The organism is Kaistia sp. SLG-1 (assembly GCF_059699055.1).
This window is the reverse complement of the sequence record NZ_AP048544.1, coordinates 3,485,546-3,501,516: the sequence shown is the minus strand read 5'-3', so window position 1 is coordinate 3,501,516 and position 15,971 is coordinate 3,485,546. Positions and strand designations below refer to the sequence as shown.

The following is a 15,971-nucleotide window of genomic DNA, read 5'->3' as shown; positions in this document are numbered from 1 at the left end:
GACAGGACCGCTGAGATCGCGGCCTGATGCCTTGGGGTTCGGACTGGTCCACCTCGAAGAGCGGCCGGCCCCGTCAACAGGGAGCCGACGCCCATGACCGTAGCTGCCATATTGTCCAGGAAGGGCCGGGAGGTCGTCACCGTCCCGACTGACCTCAGTATCGCCACCGTGATCCAGATGCTGGCCGAGCACCGGATCGGCGCGGTGGTCGTCACCGATGGAGATCGCCGCATCCTCGGCATCGTCTCCGAGCGCGATGTGGTGCGGGCGCTCGCTCGCGGCCCCGGGGCGCTCGATGGCGCGGTCGAGAGCATCATGACCGCCAAGGTGGTCACCTGCACCGACCGCGACACCATCAACGACGTGATGACGCGCATGACCGAGGGGCGCTTCCGCCACCTGCCCGTCGTCGAGGACGACAGGCTCGCCGGCATCGTCTCGATCGGCGACGTCGTCAAGGCGCGGATCGAGCAGGTCGAGCGCGAGGCCGACGAGATGCGCGCCTATATCGCCATGGCCTGAGGCCGGGGCGAGCCGGGTTCCGGCGGCGCCGGTTGCGGCGCCGCGCCGAACTGCGTCTCGTGCAGGCGGGCATAGACGCCTTGGCGCGCCAGCAGTTCGGCATGCGTGCCCTGCTCGACGATGCCGTCGGTGCCGACCACCACGATGCGGTCGGCGTTGCGGATCGTCGCCAGCCGGTGCGCGACGACCAGCGTCGTGCGTCCTTGAGACAGCTCCGCCAGGGATTGCTGGATGGCGAATTCGGTCGCGGTATCGAGCGCCGACGTCGCCTCGTCGAGGATCAGGATCGGCGGGTTCTTCAGGAAGATGCGGGCGATTGCCAGCCGCTGCTTCTGGCCGCCGGAAAGCTTGACGCCGCGCTCGCCGGTCAGCGTGTCGAGCCCGTCCGGCAGCGACAGCACGAACTGGTCGAGCGCCGAGCGGCGCAGCGCCTCGATGATCTCCTCGTCGGTGGCGTCGAGCCGGCCATAGGCGATGTTGTCGCGGATCGTGCCGCCGAACAGGAACACGTCCTGCGCCACGATGCCGATCTGGGCCCGCAGCGACGCCTGCGTCATGTCGCGAATGTCGATGCCGTCGATGGTGATCGCGCCGCCATCGACCTCGTAGAAGCGCGGCAGCAGCGAGCAGATCGTCGTCTTGCCGGCGCCGGACGGACCGACGAAGGCGACCGTCTCGCCGGCGCGGATCGTGAGGTCCAGCCCCTGCAGCACCTTGCCGTGCTCGTTGTAGCCGAAGTCGACGTCGCGATAGACGATGTCGCCCTTGAAGTGGTCGACGGCGATGGCGCCGGGCCGGTCGGCGATGTCGGGCGCCGTATCGAGCAGCGAGACGAAGCGCTTGAAGCCGGCGATGCCTTTCGGATAGCTCTCCAGCACCGAGGTGATCTTGTCGATCGGCCGGAAGAACACGTTGACGAGCAGCAGGAAGCCGACGAAGCCGCCATTGCTCAGTTCGCCGCGGATGACGAAATAGGTGCCGGCGATCATCACCACGAGCTGCACGAAGCGCGTGCTGAAATAGGACATCGCCAGGCTCGCCGTCATGTAGGCGTAGGCGCTGAGCTTGGTGGTCTTGTAGCTCTCGTTGTTCTCGGCGAACAAGGCGCGCTCGTGGTCCTCGTTGGCGAAGGCCTTGACCACGCGGATGCCGCCGACGCTCTCGCCGACGCGGGTGTTGAAGTCGCCGACCTGGCGGAACAGCCGGCGCCAGTTCTCCGTCATCCTGGCGCCGTAGCGGCTGACCAGCCAGGTGATGACCGGGATGATCGCCGTGGTGATCAGCGCCAGCTTCCAGTGTACCAGGAACATCAGGACGAAGGCGCCGACGAAGGTCATGACGGCGATGAAGACGTCTTCCGGCCCGTGATGCGCGACCTCGCCGACCTCTTCCAGGTCCTTGGTCACATGCGTGATCAGGTGGCCGGTCTTGTTGTTGTCGAAATAGCGGAAGCTGAGCTTCTGGATGTGGTCGAACGCCTCGCGGCGCATGTCCGTCTCGATGCTGATGCCGAGCGCGTGCCCCCAGTAGTTGACGATCGCCATCAGGCCGGTGTTGAGGACGTAGATCACCAGGAGCAGCGCCGCGACGCCGGCGATCCAGCCCCAGTTCTGGCTCGGCAGCAGCCGGTCGACGAACACCTTCACGGCGAGGGGGAAGCCGAGCTCCAGCAATCCGGCGAGAACCGCGCAGCCGAAATCCAGGAAGAACAGCCGCTTGTAGCGGGCGTAATAGGAGAAGAAGCGGCGCAGCATGGAGGGTCTCGGTGGGTTTGCCGGAAAGGCAGGGCGGCCTCCGTCAGCCGCCATAGACCTTTTTCGGGTCGAACAGCGGCACGTCGCCGGTGAAGTCGAGCGCGAGCGTCGGGCTGACCTTGTGGCCGACGGGAACTGTCCGGTAGAAGCAGCCCTTGCGGCCCGTGTGGCAGTTGGCGCCGGTGCCGGCGGTCACGACCTTGATCAGGATCGCGTCCTGGTCGCAGTCGACCCGCATCTCCTTGACGGTCTGCGCGTGGCCGCTGGTCGCGCCCTTGTGCCAGAGCTCCTGGCGCGAGCGGCTCCAGTACCAGCCTTCGCCGGTCTCGATTGTCTTCGCCAGCGCCTCGGCGTTCATCCAGGCCAGCATGACGACGTCGCCCGTCTCGAAATCGGTGACGACAGCCGCGATCAGGCCGTCGGCGCCGAAGCGCGGCATCAGCGTCGTGCCTTCCTCGACCTCGGCATGCGAGCCCGGGGCGGCGAAACGGGGCGGGGCGGTATCGGGCGTGGTCGTGGTCATGTCGAACTCCGGCTGTCGCGCCGGGCATAGCGCCGGCGCGATCGCAAGGGAAGGGGGCGTGGCGGCCGATGGCCGGCGTTGGTCCCGATAGACGCCCTACCGGCCCTGGACGAGGGCGAGGAAGCGGGCGCGTTCGGCGGCTTCCTTGTGGAACACGCCGGTGAAGCTCGTCGTGATGGTGGAGACGCCCGACTTGTGGGCGCCGCGCATCGACACGCAGTGATGTTCCGCCTCGACCATCACGGCGACGCCGCGCGGCGCGAGGCCCTTGTCGACGGCATGCGCGATCTGGTTGGTCAGCCGCTCCTGCATCTGCAGGCGGCGGGCGAAGATGTCGACCACCCGCGCCAGCTTCGACAGGCCGACGACGCCGCCCTTCGGATAATAGGCGATGTGCGCCTTGCCGATGAACGGCACCATGTGGTGCTCGCAATGCGAAAAGAACGGGATGTCGCGCACGAGCACGATGTCGTCATAGCCGCCGGCTTCATCGAAGACGCGGTCGAGCGTTTCGGCGGCGTCCTCGTGATAGCCGCGATAGAATTCGCCGAACGCCTTCGTCACGCGCTTCGGTGTGTCGATCAGGCCCTCGCGCGCCGGGTCGTCGCCGGCCCAGGCGATCAGCGTGCGGACGGCGGCTTCCGCCTCTTCCCGGCTAGGCCGGCGCGGCGCATGGCCCGGCTCCGCCGCGTCGTGCTTTGCCTCTGGGCTCTTGGCGTCCATGGTCTAACTCCTAGTGGTCACGACGGACCCGGCCGCGATCCGGCCAGATCGCGGAAAGATCGTGCGGGTCATATCGGGCCGAGCGTGCGACCGCGATATGGCCGCACTCCTACTATCTGGTCCGTCCGCTGGCGAGTTTCTATATTGGCGGCAGGAGGTCGCAATGATCGACGACATCTACAACGCCCGGATTCTCGAATTCGCCGGCAACATCCCCCGTCTCGGCCGCCTCGAGCGGCCAGATGCGAGCGCAACCGCGCATTCGAAGCTCTGCGGCTCGACCGTCACCGTGCATCTGGCGATGCAGGGCGACGTCGTCACCGATTTTTCGCATGAGGTGCGGGCCTGCGCGCTCGGCCAGGCGACGTCCTCGATCATGGCGCGGCACATCGTCGGCGCCGGGTCGGAGGAACTGAAGCGGCTGCGCGCCACCATGCTCGGCATGCTGAAGGAGAACGGTCCGCCGCCGGAGGGACGCTTCGCCGATCTCAGGTTCCTGGAGCCGGTCCGGGACTACCGGGCCCGCCATGCCTCGACCATGCTGACTTTCGACGCCGTGGTCAATGCGATCGGCCAGATCGAGGCGCAGCGCGCGAAGGGCTCTTTGGTCGCCGGATGATGTACGGCGCCGGCGGGTCCGGCGTTTAAGCGGAAAGAGTACCCGAGCGGAAAGGCAAGAAACATGTCCCTGTTCGTCCAGCCCCGCCTGCTGACGGCGGTCTTCGGTCTGACGGTCGCGATGGCGCTCGGCACCGGCGCCGCGCTGGCGCTCTCCAACGACGCCCAGGCGATCGTCGATCGCGTCAAGGCGACGACGCCGAACCTGAAGCCCGTCTGCTCGGATCGCGGCCAGCTGACCAAGGTGGTTACGGCGGCGACGATCGCGCTCGCCGAGGCGAAGAAGATCAATGGCGACCACGCGGTGGCGCGGGCCGCGGGCCAGGAGGCCGGACGCTATCTGTACTTCCACTGCTCATGACCATGCGGCCGGCTGCCATGCCGCCGATCCCAGCCGCGGGGCCGAACGGACGAGCGCGCCCGGCAAGGGGCCGGAAGCGTCGCGCATTTCGATCGACCGCCTGCCGGGGCGGATCGGCATCGGCCTGATCCGCGTCTACAAGCTCGCCCTGTCGCCCTTCCTCGGCCAGAACTGCCGCTATCTTCCGACCTGCTCGAGCTATGGCGAGGAGGCGATCCGCCGCTACGGCCTCTGGGCCGGCGGGTGGATGACGCTCGCCCGCTTCCAGCGCTGCGGCCCCTTCGGCGCCTCGGGCTACGACCCGGTGCCGGAGCATCTGCCCGGCGCGGGTCGCTGGTACAGGCCCTGGGGCTACGGCCAGTGGACGGGCAGGCATATCGATCCGAAGACGCGGCTGGATCTCTAACCGATCGAAATCGGGCGCTTCACACGCGGGCAGGGAGCTCCGTGCTGTTTGTGCCCGGCCTTACTTTGCGTAATCTCGTCTCCGGCTGTTCCAAAAATCCAGCGGTGGAGACTGCAGCATGGCGAAGTTCGTCTTCGGAATGAACCAGTCCCTGGACGGTTACGTCGACTACATGGAAATGACGACGGGCCCCGAGCTCTTTCGTCACTGGACGGAGCATGTGCGCGGTCTGGCCGGCAGCGTTTACGGTCGTCACGTCTACGAGCTCATGCGCTATTGGGACGAAGACCGTCCCGATCAGAGCGCGGATCAACGCGAGTTCGCGGCGGCGTGGCGACGCCAGCCGAAATGGGTCGTGTCGCGCACGCTGACGTCGGTTGGCCCCAATGCCACGCTGGTCTCGGACAACCTCGAGGCGGTGATCCGGGACCTCAAGGCTCGGCTCGAGGGCGAAATCGCGGTCGCCGGACCGGAACTGGCGCAAAGCCTGACCGATCTCGGCCTCATCGACGAGTATCGCCTTTACCTTCACCCCGTCGTGCTCGGGCACGGCGAGCCGTTCTTCGCCGGCCCGCGGCCACCGCTCCGCCTCGTCGCCAACGAGCCCGTCGGCGAGGGCGTGATCCGGCTGACCTACGTGCCGGCTTGAGGGCCAGCCGGCCCCGGGGCTTCCGCATAGGGCTGCGAGGCGGCGAGGATCCAGGCGCGGAAGGCGCGCATCGCCGGCGTCGGCGTCGAGGATTTGAGCCAGGTCAGCCAGTAGCATCCGTTCGTGACCGAGGTCTCGAAGGGCTGGCGGATGGCGCCGTCGCCGAGCTGGCGGCGGAACATCAGCGGCGGGGCGAGCGCCACGCCGGCGCCGAGGATCGCCGCCTCGACCATGGTGCGCGAGGAATCGAAGACGGGGCCCTTCACGGTGGGCGCGGCGACGCCGGCGGCGGCGAACCAGCTCGGCCATTCGTCGGCCCGATAGGAGCGCAGCAGCGTCTCGCCATGGAGGTCCCCGGGCTCGGCGAGGCGGTCGGCGATCTCCGGGATGCAGAGGACGGAAAGCGGCGCCGTGAACAGGCGCTCGGCCTCCGTGCTGTGCCAGGCGCCATCGCCGAAGCGGATGGCAAAGTCGAGCCCTTCGGCGGCGATGTCGACGCGGTTGTTGTTGGTCGAGAGCCGCAGGTCGATGAAGGGGTGGGCGAGCCTGAATTCGGGCAATCGCTCGATCAGCCAGCCGACGGCGAAGGTGCCGACGACGCCGACATCCAGCACCTCGCGAAGATGGCCGCCCTCGAACTGCTCCAGCACGCCGGCGATGCGATCGAACGAATCCCGCAGCGTCGGCAGCAGCGCCTGACCCTCGTCGGTCAGCGCCAGCCCGCGCGGCAGGCGGCGGAACAGCGGCGATCCCAGCCGCTCTTCCAGCGACTTGACCTGATGGCTGACGGCCGCCTGCGTGACGGCGAGCTCGATCGCGGCGCGGGTGAAGCTCAGATGCCGGGCGGAGGCCTCGAAGGCCTTCAGCGCGTTCAGCGGCAGATGCGGGCGGACCATGCTGATCTCTTAGTTTTTCTAATGGCTTTCCCGAAATATCATCGTTTGCCGCCTTCTGGCGAGTGACCTAGGAAAAAGGCCGATCGACAGAGAAGGACGAAATGGATGATGGACAGAAGGCAGTTTTCCAGGGGATTGGCGCTTTCGGCCGGGCTGGCGCTGGTGGGCGCGGGCACGCGCGCCGAGGCACGCAAGGCATCAGAGAAATTCGTGAGTACGGTTCTCGTCGACGTCGAGACCGGCAAGGCCGTCTTCCGCGACGGGCCGAGCACGCGTCGCTTCTCGCCCTGCTCGACCTTCAAGTTCCCGCTCGCCGTGATGGGCTTCGATTCCGGCGTGCTGGTCGACCCGCACAACCCGCTCTGGGATTACCGACCGGAATTCCAGACCACGATGGAGCTGCAGAAGAAGGCGACCGATCCGACGATCTGGCTCAAGGATTCGATCGTCTGGTACTCGCAGGAGATCACCCGCAAGCTCGGCGAGGCGCGCTTTCGCGACTACGTCACGCGCTTCGACTACGGCAATGAAGACATCACCGGCAATCCCGGCAAGAAGGACGGCCTGACCCAGTCCTGGCTGATGTCGTCGCTGCAGATCTCGCCCGACGAGCAGGTCTCTTTCGTCAGGCGGTTCCTCGATCGCAAGCTCGCGGTCTCGGACCACGCCTATGACGCGACGCTGGCGAGCCTGGCGCAATATCCGGCGGAGGGCGGCTGGAACCTGCATGGCAAGACGGGAAGCGGCTTTCTCCGCACGTCCAAGGGCGCGCTCGACCACAGCAAGCCGATCGGCTGGTTCGTCGGCTGGGGCGAGAAGGACGGCCGGCGCATCGCCTTCGCCCGCTTCAACCTCGGCAACGAGCGCTCGAAGACCTATGGCGGCATGATCGCCCGCGCGGCGATGCTGAAGGATTTTGCCAGCCTCGCCGCCGGCTGATCGAGACCTGGTATTTTGCGCGGGACGGGGATCGGGAAGCTGGCCGATCTCGCCCGTTTCGCGCCCTTTTGGCCCATGCGGCTTGCCTGCCGCGCTGCCATCATATAGCCGTCTGCCACCGGCAGTTTTGCCGGTGGGCGGGGTCCGGACCCTGCTCTTTTTTCGGCCTAACGCTTACCCGCGTTCGTCTGCGGGAGTGAGCAGGAGACAGACATGATCAATCTGACCTTCCCCGATGGTTCCGTTCGCCAGTTCGAGGCCGGTGTGACCGGCAAGGCGATCGCCGAGGGCATTTCCAAGTCGCTCGCCAAGAAATCCGTCGCGATGACCCTGGACGGCGTGCTCTCCGACCTTTCCGACCCGATCATTCGGGATGCGAAGCTCGAGATCGTGACGCGCGAGGATCCGCGCGCGCTCGAGCTGATCCGCCATGACGCGGCGCATGTGATGGCCGAGGCCGTGCAGGAGCTGTTCCCCGGCACCCAGTGCACCATCGGCCCGGTGATCGAGAACGGCTTCTTCTACGATTTCGCCCGCAACGAGCCCTTCACGACCGAGGATCTTCCGAAGATCGAGCAGAAGATGCGCGAGATCATCGCGCGCAATGCTCACTTCACCAAGGAGGTCTGGTCGCGCGACAAGGCCAAGCAGGTCTTCGCCGACAAGGGCGAGGCCTACAAGGTCGAGCTCGTCGACGCCATTCCCGCAGGCCAGGACCTGAAGATCTACTTCCAGGGCGACTGGTTCGACCTCTGCCGGGGTCCGCACATGGCCTCGACCGGCCAGATCGGCTCCGCCTTCAAGCTGACCAAGGTGGCGGGCGCCTATTGGCGCGGCGACAGCAACAACCCGATGCTGACCCGCATCTACGGCACGGCCTGGCATGACCAGGTCCAGCTCGACGCCTATCTCCACATGCTGGAGGAAGCGGAGAAGCGCGACCACCGCAAGCTCGGCCGCGAGATGGATCTGTTCCATTTCCAGGAGGAGGGGCCAGGCGTCGTGTTCTGGCACGCCAAGGGCTGGTCGATGTTCCAGGAGCTGATCGCCTATATGCGCCGGCGCCTGCGTCCGCTGGGTTACCAGGAGGTTAACGCGCCGCAGCTGCTCGACAAGTCGCTGTGGGAGACCTCGGGCCATTGGGGCTGGTACAAGGAGAACATGTTCGCGGCGCAGTCGGCCGGCGACGATACCGAGGACGAGCGCGTCTTCGCGATCAAGCCGATGAACTGCCCCGGCCATGTGCAGATCTTCAAGCACGGCCTGAAGTCCTACCGCGATCTGCCGCTGCGGCTTGCCGAATTCGGCAATGTCCATCGCTACGAGCCTTCGGGCGCGCTGCATGGGCTGATGCGCGTGCGCGGCTTCACGCAGGACGACGCCCACATCTTCTGCACGGAAGAGCAGCTGGCGGAAGAGTGCTTGAAGATCAACGAGTTGATCCTCTCGACCTATGCCGATTTCGGCTTCGAGGAGATCGTCGTCAAGCTCTCGACCCGTCCGGAAAAGCGCGTCGGCTCGGACGAGAACTGGGATCATGCCGAAGAGGTCATGACCCGGGTCCTGAAGACGATCGAAGAACAGTCGGGCGGCAAGATCAAGACCGGCATCCTCGAAGGCGAGGGCGCGTTCTACGGTCCGAAGTTCGAGTACACGCTGCGCGATGCGATCGGCCGTGAATGGCAGTGCGGCACGACGCAGGTCGACTTCAACCTGCCGGAACGCTTCGGCGCCTTCTACGTCGATTCAGACGGCGAGAAGAAGACGCCGGTGATGGTCCATCGCGCCATTTGCGGCTCGATGGAGCGGTTCCTCGGCATCCTGATCGAGAACTTCGCCGGTCACTTCCCGCTCTGGTTCGCGCCGCAGCAGGTCGTCGTCACGACGATTACTTCGGAAGCCGACGACTATGCCGAGGAAGTCCTGGCCAAGCTCCGCAAGGCTGGGCTCCGCGCCGAGATCGATCTTCGCAACGAGAAGATCAACTACAAGGTCCGCGAGCATTCGGTCGCCAAGGTGCCGGTGATCCTCGTCTGCGGCAAGCGCGAGGCGGAGGAGCGGACGGTGAATATCCGCCGTCTCGGTTCGCGCGACCAGGTCTCGTCGACGCTCGACCAGGCGATCGCCGATCTGGTGGCGGAAGCGACGCCGCCGGACATCGTGCGCGCCAATCTGGCCGACTGAGCAGAAGAACGCGGCCGGGTTTTCCCCCGGCCAACCTGGCAGGCTGAAGAACGCAGTCGGGGTTTCGCCCGGCCGATCGGACAGGCGCAATAAAAGAACGCGGCCGGGGTTTCCCCCGGCCGCGTCACGCCTGCGGCGCTTTTCACGGTGTCGCAAGCGGCAGGGATCCTGCTACGGGCCCCACGAGAAGCTGAGGCCGCTCGTCGAGGACGAGCTGCGCTGATGCGAACCGCCACTCGTCGAAGCGCCGATACCGTCGGCGTCGTAGCCGCTGCCGGCACCGCCGGACGACCGGCCATGAGCCGCACCCACCGCAACCGAGCCGTAGCTGTTGGTCGAGGAGGCGGTGTTGGTGTTGGCATAGGTGCTGGACGAGCTGGTGCTGGCGCCGCTAGCCGTGCCGAGGCCGGCGGCGGCGTTCGACGACGTCGACGAGGTGCCGCCCGCGTTCTGCGAAGCGGAGCTGCTCGCCTGGCCGGCCATGGCGGCCGAAGCCGAGATCGCGACGATCGCGGAAGTCGCAACGCCGATGAGAATATTGCGATACTTTGTCATAATATACTCCTTTTGGTTCACGGTTCATTGCGCTGGCTGTTCTGGCTTCTTGCAGAAATTAGCAAGACGCCATTCGTTCTATTTCTAAGAAATACGTAATTGGAAATGAACTCTGTTGATATTTATGTGAACTGTTAGTGATAAAAATCTTGGGAATTCTAAAGAAAATCATTTCTTGTAATCGCAGTGATATGCAAGTTGCCTTTGCTGGTTCCAGGTCTTGGTCTTGAAGTTCGAGCAATTGATATCGCTCGATGACGAGCCGCCGCCGCCGTCGCCGCCGAACAGCCTGGACAGGACCGACCGCGGGGCGGCGGGCTGATTGGGCTGGTTGAGCTGGCTGGGGTCGCCGCCGGGGCCGGATGTGTAGGCGCTGGCGATCGTGCCGACGGTCGCGGTATGCGTCGCCGTGGCGGAGCCGCCGTCCCAGCCATTGCCGGTCGAGGTCGAGCCGCCATAGGCCAGCCCCTGCGCCGAGCCGGTTCCGGAGGTCGATGCCGTCACGCCGCTGGTCGAGCTGCCATTGGCGCCGGCATTGGCGGATCCGCCGCCTCCGCCGCCATTGGAGTTGCCGCTCGAGGTGTTGGAGGCGGTGGCCGAGCCGCTGGGTCCGGAGGAGGAGGCGCTTGAATTGCTGCCGCTGCTGCTGGAGGCCGAGCCGGCGGCGATCGATACGTCTGTGAAGGCGACGATCGAAAGCAAAGCCGCCGAGGTCACGAGGGATAGTCTGGTGATGGAACTGGAGCGCATGATAAAAAATCCCCTAATCGTTCCTGGTGGCAGGAACGGCAATGAATTTCGGTGGATGTAATCGCTTCGGTCTGCCGGGAAATCAGGTTCGGTCCGGCCTAGACCTGGCAGTTCAAGGTCGAGCCGTATCGCAGCGATACTGCCATCTCTTGATGCCGCCATTCTCCCGCTTCCATTCGACGACCATGCAGCTGGTGCTGTCGCCCGACTGGGTCGTGGTGACGGACATGCCGTGATCGCCATCGCTTTCGGACCAGGCCGAGGCGCTGCTCTGCTGCGTGGCCATGCCGGTCGCGGGCGGCGGGGCCTCGGCGGCCTCCCACACCTCGGATGAGTCGCTCTTGCTGCCGCTGTTGCTCGCCTGTGCACCGGAGGCGCCGAGGGCCAGGAAGCCCGCGGCAAGGGCAATCGGGAGAAGCGAGGCTGAGCGTCTGAAGTGGATGATGCTCATGGTGGATACTCCTCAGTCTTGTTTTTCTGGGCGAGGCCGGACTAGCGGCCTGCGCGGAAGGGCTGGCAGAAGAGGGTCTTCTGCTGTTGGCTCCAGACACAGCTGGCGGAGTCGCCCCGAAGGCTGTTGACGTCGGTGATCCGGACGCTCTTCAGGCCGGAAGTGCTGGGATTGGACCCGAAATTGGCGCTGGCCCAGGCGCTGCTCTGCGCGTTCGATATGCCGTGCGGGGTTTTGCCCGTGGCGGACGCCGTGGCTTGTGCCCACGCAGAGGCGTTGGTCTTCGTCGCCATCGCGAAGGCCGTTGCCGCGCTTCGGGCGGCCGAATAGACGTCCTTGGCGGTGAAGGCGCTGCCGGCGGCGAATGTGCTGGACATTGCCTGGGCGCTGACATGGTTGGAGATCGCAACCGAATAGGTGCCCGTGCTGGTATAGGCGATCGACATCGAGCCGCCGCCGGGCGTGCGCCGGTTGACGACGGTTCCGCCCTGGGCCGTCGTGGTCGGGTTCTTGCCGCCGATGGCCGTGGCGCTGGTCTCGGAGCCGGCGGAGGTGGTCGCGGTGGGAGTTTCGCCGGCGGTGGCGACGGCGGTCACCGTGACGCCTGCCGCGGCGGATGTCTCATCCGTCGGCGTCGTTGCCGAGGCGCCCGCGGCGCCGGTCGCGGAGGACCAGGCCCGCATCACGCGGCCTTCGTTGGAGACGCCGGCCGTGGCGCTGGTGCCGGCGCCGGCGCTGGTGGACGATCCGCCTTCCGACTGGGAGGTTTGCGCGCCGCCGCCGCTGGTGGAGGTGGATGAGCCGCCGCCGCCGGACTGGCTGGGGCTGGATGCGCTTGACGTTCCGCTGCTGCCGCCGCCACCGCTGCGGCCGGTGGAGCGGTCCGCATAGGCGAGCGGCGGGGCAGTCATCAAGATAATCGCCGCCAGGGCAACAAACCTCGTCGCCTGCCCAACAGCATGGGCGGACCCATCCCTTCGCCAGAACATGATTTTAACCCCTAAGCCGAAATAAAAAATCGAAATAGACTCGGCCGAATGAGGTCCCCTGCCTGGACCAAACTCCGCGCTACTAAAATCTACTTCATCCTATTGGTGTATTGAAGCGCTGGAGGCGATCGGATCGGGCAAAGTATTGAATGGTGATTCAATCGATTTGTCTGATCAGGAAAGCTTTGAATCGCCATTCAGCCATTTTTGCCAAGGCGCGGTCGCGATACATCGCGGTTAACCTGGTCGAATCGTCTATCCTCGCGGGCTCCTCTACGGCGGCGCGCGATTTCGACATTGCTTGAATATTGCCTGTGGATAGATCGAGTTTGCGGGCTTGACTTCTCGCAAACTGTTGGAATTTTATTTCAGGATTAGTTTGGTGGAGCCGCTTCCGGCAAACGTGTTCTTCGATGACGCGAAGTAACGCAGATGTGAGAGCTTCACGGTTTCATCATGATTCCGTAAGGTAAGACTCCCAGATCAGGGAAGCGTCGGCGCCGCAAGGACTTGCCGCCGATCGTGTGATGCCGCCCCCCTTCGCCGGCAAAGCATGCCGAAACGGCCGGCCATCACTCCGAGGTCGGTGTCCCGAAGTAGAATCCTCATTCGGAAAGTTGAAGCGGGCTCATTCCTTCGGGCGAGCCCGTGCCTTGCCGCTTCCGGCACACGCATCCGGAGGGGGTGGTTCGCGCATTGCGCGTCCCGGTGGCCGTCGAGGGGACTGAGACGGTGAAAGCCCGACGCCGCGGCGAATGCGGCGAAGGCGCTACTTCGTCAGGACTTCGATCTCGCGGTTCAGGCCGGGCTCGACCTTGAAATTGTGTTCGTGGATCTGGTTGTCGTGCTTGGCGATCGCCGTGTAGTCGCCGATTGCGAGCACGGCGTCAGGAAAGGCGCCGGCGCTGTCGAAGACGGTCTCTCCGGCGGGGGTCATCACCGTCCAGCTGGTATTCGCCAGGGCTTCGCCGCCGGCTTCGGAGACGAGCTTCAGCGTGATGCGGGCGGCCTGATGGAACATCCGCATTTCGGTCAGTTTGCCGGCTTCGACGCGGACGTCGGCGCGGGCGATGGCGTTGGCGTCGCCGTAGCGGCTGACGATGTGGTAGGTGCCGGCGTTGAGGCGGACGAGTTCGTCGTCGCGGAGCCCCGAGACGATCGGCGCCCGCTCTTCCGTCGTCGGGCTGTCGCTCGCGAAGACGTCGAACTTGACGAGATTGGGCAGGGGGGACTGATCCTTGCCGACCAGGGCGTCGAGCTTCAGGCCGCCGGCGTTGAGGACCAGCGTGTCATGCTCCTCGCCGCCGCCGACGCTCACCTCTTTCAGGGTGCCGGCGCGGCCATAGGCGGCATGAATGATGTAGTCGCCGTTCTTGAGCGGGAGGTTGACCGTGCCGCCCTGGGTCTCCTGGATCAGCGGCAGCCTTCCGTCGGCGCCCGGCTGCTTGGCAAAGACGCGCCAGATCACGCCCTTCGGAATGGACGGGCCGCCATCCAGCAGCTTGGCCTCCAGCGTCAGTCCGGGCCGGGGGCGTCCTTCGGTCGGACGAGGGGAAGCGGGGTCGGATTTGCCCGTCTTGAGAAGAGCGGCGGGATCGGTCTGTTCCGGCACGAGCAGCGGCGCCAGCGACAGCGGATCGGCGGGGGCGGCGCCGTCAGGAATATCCGCCGGCGGAATCGGGCCGCCCTGCGCCTGCGCGGTGGCGACGGACAGTGTCAGGCCGAGCAGCGCGGCGGGGCCGGACCGGCGGGCAAGCTGAAACAGCCGTCTTGAAGCGTTCACGCGCAATTCCTGACCCCGAATCCGGTCTCGACCCCAATTCCGGACGAGCATGCCGGATGGTTTCTTAGAGCCCGATCAGCATGGCGATTTCAAGACCGGAGTGCCCGGAAGCCCGGCGCGCCTGGCGGAGGGGCGGGCGTTCCGCCCGGCTCAATGCGGCGAGGGCAGGGGTTGCAATGCCGGGCGATTCGTCCGATGTCTGGCCCCAGCCAGCCGCGCCTGTCCCTTGGCAGGCCGCCCGCCATCCTCCCCTTCCTCGATGCTAGCGGCGCCCATGACCGAAACGATCTCGCTCCTGAAGACCCGACGTTCGTTCCCCTCCATGAACCTCGTCGAGCCCGGCCCGAATTCCGAGCAACTCACCGATCTCCTGACCATCGCCAGCCGCGTGCCCGATCACGGCAAGCTGGCGCCCTGGCGGTTCATCCTGTTTCGCGGCGACGCCCGCGCGGCGGCTGGAGAGGCGACGGCGGCGGTCCTGCTGAAGAACCGGCCCGACATCGACGACAAGTCGCTGGCGCATGAGAAGAACCGCTTCCTGCGCTCGCCGCTGGTGGTGGCGGTCGTGAGCCGCGCCGCGCCGCATGTAAAAATCCCGGAATGGGAACAGCTGATGTCGGCCGGCGCCGTCGCGATGAACTTGATCGTCGCCGCCAATGCGATGGGCTTCGCCACCCAGTGGCTGACCGAATGGGTGACCTACGACGCCGAGGCGCGCCGGGTGCTGGGGCTCGCCGAGACGGAGCGCCTGGTCGGCCTGGTCTATGTCGGCACGCCGAATACCGAGCCGTTCGAACGGCCGCGCCCGGCGCTCGCCGATATCGTCAGCGACTGGAAGCCCGGCGCCTGAGCCGAGCGGACTGCTTTTAGAAGCAAGACCCTCACCCAACCCTCTCCCGCAAGCGGGCGAGGGCTTTTGGGCCGGCGTGTTGGCGATGGAGAGGCTGGGCTCTCTGCGCTCCCTCTCCCGCAAGCGGGAGAGGGTTGGGGTGAGGGGCTTTCTTGTCCGCCTCAGCCTCAGTAGCGGAACTGTTCCGCCAAGATGCGGTCGTCCCAGCTGTGGCCGGGATCGAACAGGATCAGGCTCTTGGCGCGCCGGTCCTGCTTGATGGCGATCTTCAGGACCGACTTGATCTCGGTGTGATCGGCGACGGCGTTGACGGGGCGCTTCTCTGGCTCGAGCACTTCGATCGATACGGTAACGCGATCGGGAATGAGCGCGCCGCGCCAGTGGCGCGGCCGGAAGGCGCTGATCGGCGTCAGCGCCAGCAGCGGCGCGTGGATCGGCAGGATGGGGCCGTGCGCCGAAAGGTTGTAGGCGGTCGATCCGGCCGGCGTCGAAACCAGCACGCCGTCGCCGATCAGTTCCTCGAGGCGAACCTGGTTGTCGATCGAGATCCGGAGCTTCGCCGTCTGGTAGGACTGGCGGAACAGCGAGACCTCGTTGATCGCGAAGGCGCGGTGTTCGTTGCCGGCCGCGTCATGGGCGTCCATGCGGAGTGGATGCAGCGTCGACGGGACGGCGGCCGCCAGGCGGTCGCGCAGATCGTCTTCGCGATATTCGTTCATCAGGAAGCCGACCGAACCGCGGTTCATGCCGTAGATCGGCTTGCCCGAATTCATGAAGCGATGCAGCGTCTGCAGCATGAAGCCATCGCCGCCGAGCGCGACGATGACGTCGGCCGTCTCGGGATCGGTGCCGTCATAGAGCGCCGTCAGGCGCTGCTGCGCCTCGGTCGAATCCGGGGTGCCGCTGGCGATGAAGGCGATCGCCCCGTGCCGCGCTGGTTCGATCGCCATGGTCTCCTCCCGGTCGCGACGGCGGGTCGCGGCCGTATTGCCCGCTTCATCAAGGGCCTATCATGCCG

General features: G+C 65.9%; 18 protein-coding genes. 8 read left to right on the top strand and 10 right to left on the bottom strand.

Annotation, left to right across the window (positions count from 1 at the left end; genetic code table 11):
• The first annotated feature begins 93 nt into the window (after positions 1-93).
• A complete protein-coding gene (locus AC6HZP_RS16025; protein ID WP_497523650.1) occupies positions 94-522 on the top strand; it encodes a CBS domain-containing protein in 429 nt (142 codons plus the stop codon).
• On the opposite strand, the gene AC6HZP_RS16020 is transcribed toward AC6HZP_RS16025, so the two are convergent.
• From AC6HZP_RS16020 to folE, 3 genes are all read right to left on the bottom strand, one after another.
• A complete protein-coding gene (locus AC6HZP_RS16020) occupies positions 504-2,276 on the bottom strand; it encodes an ABC transporter ATP-binding protein (RefSeq protein ID WP_497523649.1) in 1,773 nt (590 codons plus the stop codon). The genes AC6HZP_RS16025 and AC6HZP_RS16020 overlap by 19 nt on opposite strands.
• 43 nt (positions 2,277-2,319) lie before the next feature.
• Positions 2,320-2,799 (bottom strand): phosphoribosyl-AMP cyclohydrolase, encoded by a 480-nt coding sequence (hisI, locus tag AC6HZP_RS16015; RefSeq protein WP_497523648.1) that lies wholly within the window; start codon positions 2,797-2,799, stop codon positions 2,320-2,322.
• A 96-nt stretch (positions 2,800-2,895) separates the two neighbouring features.
• Positions 2,896-3,522 (bottom strand): GTP cyclohydrolase I FolE, encoded by a 627-nt coding sequence (folE, locus tag AC6HZP_RS16010; RefSeq protein ID WP_497523647.1) that lies wholly within the window; start codon positions 3,520-3,522, stop codon positions 2,896-2,898.
• A gap of 163 nt (positions 3,523-3,685) precedes the next feature.
• On the opposite strand from folE, the gene AC6HZP_RS16005 reads away from it, so the two are divergent.
• The 4 genes from AC6HZP_RS16005 to AC6HZP_RS15990 all read left to right on the top strand — a co-directional run bounded on the left by AC6HZP_RS16005 (position 3,686) and on the right by AC6HZP_RS15990 (position 5,556).
• Positions 3,686-4,141, top strand: a complete 456-nt coding sequence (locus AC6HZP_RS16005; protein WP_497523646.1) for an iron-sulfur cluster assembly scaffold protein — start codon at positions 3,686-3,688, stop codon at positions 4,139-4,141.
• 63 nt (positions 4,142-4,204) lie between these two features.
• A complete protein-coding gene (locus tag AC6HZP_RS16000) occupies positions 4,205-4,501 on the top strand; it encodes a hypothetical protein (RefSeq protein WP_497523645.1) in 297 nt (98 codons plus the stop codon).
• Positions 4,431-4,907 carry a membrane protein insertion efficiency factor YidD gene (gene yidD / locus AC6HZP_RS15995; protein ID WP_497523644.1) on the top strand — a complete coding sequence of 159 codons (477 nt, stop codon included), beginning with the start codon at positions 4,431-4,433 and terminating at the stop codon, positions 4,905-4,907. The genes AC6HZP_RS16000 and yidD overlap by 71 nt, the downstream gene beginning before the upstream one ends.
• 118 nt (positions 4,908-5,025) lie before the next feature.
• The gene (locus AC6HZP_RS15990; RefSeq protein WP_497523643.1) at positions 5,026-5,556 is read left to right on the top strand and encodes a dihydrofolate reductase family protein; all 531 of its coding nucleotides are present in this window, start codon (positions 5,026-5,028) and stop codon (positions 5,554-5,556) included.
• On the opposite strand, the gene AC6HZP_RS15985 is transcribed toward AC6HZP_RS15990, so the two are convergent.
• A complete protein-coding gene (locus tag AC6HZP_RS15985; RefSeq protein WP_497523642.1) occupies positions 5,541-6,452 on the bottom strand; it encodes a LysR family transcriptional regulator in 912 nt (303 codons plus the stop codon). The two genes, AC6HZP_RS15990 and AC6HZP_RS15985, sit on opposite strands and share 16 nt — an antisense overlap.
• A gap of 105 nt (positions 6,453-6,557) precedes the next feature.
• Here AC6HZP_RS15985 and blaOXA point away from each other — a divergent pair, with 105 nt between their 5' ends.
• Positions 6,558-7,391, top strand: a complete 834-nt coding sequence (gene blaOXA, locus AC6HZP_RS15980; protein ID WP_497523641.1) for a class D beta-lactamase — start codon at positions 6,558-6,560, stop codon at positions 7,389-7,391.
• Positions 7,392-7,604: 213 nt separating this feature from the next.
• Complete coding sequence (gene thrS, locus AC6HZP_RS15975) at positions 7,605-9,575, top strand: threonine--tRNA ligase (RefSeq protein WP_497523640.1); 1,971 nt, start codon at positions 7,605-7,607, stop codon at positions 9,573-9,575.
• A gap of 171 nt (positions 9,576-9,746) precedes the next feature.
• Here thrS and AC6HZP_RS15970 read toward each other — a convergent pair whose 3' ends face one another.
• The 5 genes from AC6HZP_RS15970 to AC6HZP_RS15950 all read right to left on the bottom strand — a co-directional run bounded on the left by AC6HZP_RS15970 (position 9,747) and on the right by AC6HZP_RS15950 (position 14,103).
• Positions 9,747-10,130 carry a hypothetical protein gene (locus AC6HZP_RS15970; RefSeq protein WP_497523639.1) on the bottom strand — a complete coding sequence of 128 codons (384 nt, stop codon included), beginning with the start codon at positions 10,128-10,130 and terminating at the stop codon, positions 9,747-9,749.
• 168 nt (positions 10,131-10,298) lie between these two features.
• Positions 10,299-10,880: a hypothetical protein gene (locus tag AC6HZP_RS15965; protein WP_497523638.1), complete on the bottom strand. Its 582-nt coding sequence runs from the start codon at positions 10,878-10,880 to the stop codon at positions 10,299-10,301.
• Between the two features lie 112 nt (positions 10,881-10,992).
• Positions 10,993-11,331, bottom strand: a complete 339-nt coding sequence (locus tag AC6HZP_RS15960) for a hypothetical protein (protein ID WP_497523637.1) — start codon at positions 11,329-11,331, stop codon at positions 10,993-10,995.
• A gap of 41 nt (positions 11,332-11,372) precedes the next feature.
• Positions 11,373-12,242 (bottom strand): hypothetical protein, encoded by an 870-nt coding sequence (locus tag AC6HZP_RS15955; protein ID WP_497523636.1) that lies wholly within the window; start codon positions 12,240-12,242, stop codon positions 11,373-11,375.
• An 847-nt stretch (positions 12,243-13,089) separates the two neighbouring features.
• Positions 13,090-14,103: an RgsD C-terminal domain-containing protein gene (locus AC6HZP_RS15950; RefSeq protein ID WP_497523635.1), complete on the bottom strand. Its 1,014-nt coding sequence runs from the start codon at positions 14,101-14,103 to the stop codon at positions 13,090-13,092.
• 274 nt (positions 14,104-14,377) lie between these two features.
• Between AC6HZP_RS15950 and AC6HZP_RS15945 the strand changes: the two genes are divergently transcribed.
• The gene (locus AC6HZP_RS15945) at positions 14,378-14,953 is read left to right on the top strand and encodes a nitroreductase family protein (RefSeq protein WP_201400100.1); all 576 of its coding nucleotides are present in this window, start codon (positions 14,378-14,380) and stop codon (positions 14,951-14,953) included.
• 167 nt (positions 14,954-15,120) lie between these two features.
• Here the strand turns inward: AC6HZP_RS15945 and AC6HZP_RS15940 are convergent, their stop codons facing one another.
• Positions 15,121-15,903, bottom strand: a complete 783-nt coding sequence (locus tag AC6HZP_RS15940; RefSeq protein ID WP_497523634.1) for an NAD kinase — start codon at positions 15,901-15,903, stop codon at positions 15,121-15,123.
• Positions 15,904-15,971: the final 68 nt, after the last annotated feature.

What these genes read in the sequence shown, in the direction of transcription:
- AC6HZP_RS16025 (WP_497523650.1), top strand. Translation starts at nt 94, where the DNA reads ATGACCGTAGCTGCCATATTGTCCAGGAAGGGCCGGGAGGTCGTCACC.
- AC6HZP_RS16020 (WP_497523649.1), bottom strand. Translation starts at nt 2,276, where the DNA reads ATGCTGCGCCGCTTCTTCTCCTATTACGCCCGCTACAAGCGGCTGTTC.
- hisI (WP_497523648.1), bottom strand. Translation starts at nt 2,799, where the DNA reads ATGACCACGACCACGCCCGATACCGCCCCGCCCCGTTTCGCCGCCCCG.
- folE (WP_497523647.1), bottom strand. Translation starts at nt 3,522, where the DNA reads ATGGACGCCAAGAGCCCAGAGGCAAAGCACGACGCGGCGGAGCCGGGC.
- AC6HZP_RS16005 (WP_497523646.1), top strand. Translation starts at nt 3,686, where the DNA reads ATGATCGACGACATCTACAACGCCCGGATTCTCGAATTCGCCGGCAAC.
- AC6HZP_RS16000 (WP_497523645.1), top strand. Translation starts at nt 4,205, where the DNA reads ATGTCCCTGTTCGTCCAGCCCCGCCTGCTGACGGCGGTCTTCGGTCTG.
- yidD (WP_497523644.1), top strand. Translation starts at nt 4,431, where the DNA reads ATGGCGACCACGCGGTGGCGCGGGCCGCGGGCCAGGAGGCCGGACGCT.
- AC6HZP_RS15990 (WP_497523643.1), top strand. Translation starts at nt 5,026, where the DNA reads ATGGCGAAGTTCGTCTTCGGAATGAACCAGTCCCTGGACGGTTACGTC.
- AC6HZP_RS15985 (WP_497523642.1), bottom strand. Translation starts at nt 6,452, where the DNA reads ATGGTCCGCCCGCATCTGCCGCTGAACGCGCTGAAGGCCTTCGAGGCC.
- blaOXA (WP_497523641.1), top strand. Translation starts at nt 6,558, where the DNA reads ATGATGGACAGAAGGCAGTTTTCCAGGGGATTGGCGCTTTCGGCCGGG.
- thrS (WP_497523640.1), top strand. Translation starts at nt 7,605, where the DNA reads ATGATCAATCTGACCTTCCCCGATGGTTCCGTTCGCCAGTTCGAGGCC.
- AC6HZP_RS15970 (WP_497523639.1), bottom strand. Translation starts at nt 10,130, where the DNA reads ATGACAAAGTATCGCAATATTCTCATCGGCGTTGCGACTTCCGCGATC.
- AC6HZP_RS15965 (WP_497523638.1), bottom strand. Translation starts at nt 10,880, where the DNA reads ATGCGCTCCAGTTCCATCACCAGACTATCCCTCGTGACCTCGGCGGCT.
- AC6HZP_RS15960 (WP_497523637.1), bottom strand. Translation starts at nt 11,331, where the DNA reads ATGAGCATCATCCACTTCAGACGCTCAGCCTCGCTTCTCCCGATTGCC.
- AC6HZP_RS15955 (WP_497523636.1), bottom strand. Translation starts at nt 12,242, where the DNA reads ATGACTGCCCCGCCGCTCGCCTATGCGGACCGCTCCACCGGCCGCAGC.
- AC6HZP_RS15945 (WP_201400100.1), top strand. Translation starts at nt 14,378, where the DNA reads ATGACCGAAACGATCTCGCTCCTGAAGACCCGACGTTCGTTCCCCTCC.
- AC6HZP_RS15940 (WP_497523634.1), bottom strand. Translation starts at nt 15,903, where the DNA reads ATGGCGATCGAACCAGCGCGGCACGGGGCGATCGCCTTCATCGCCAGC.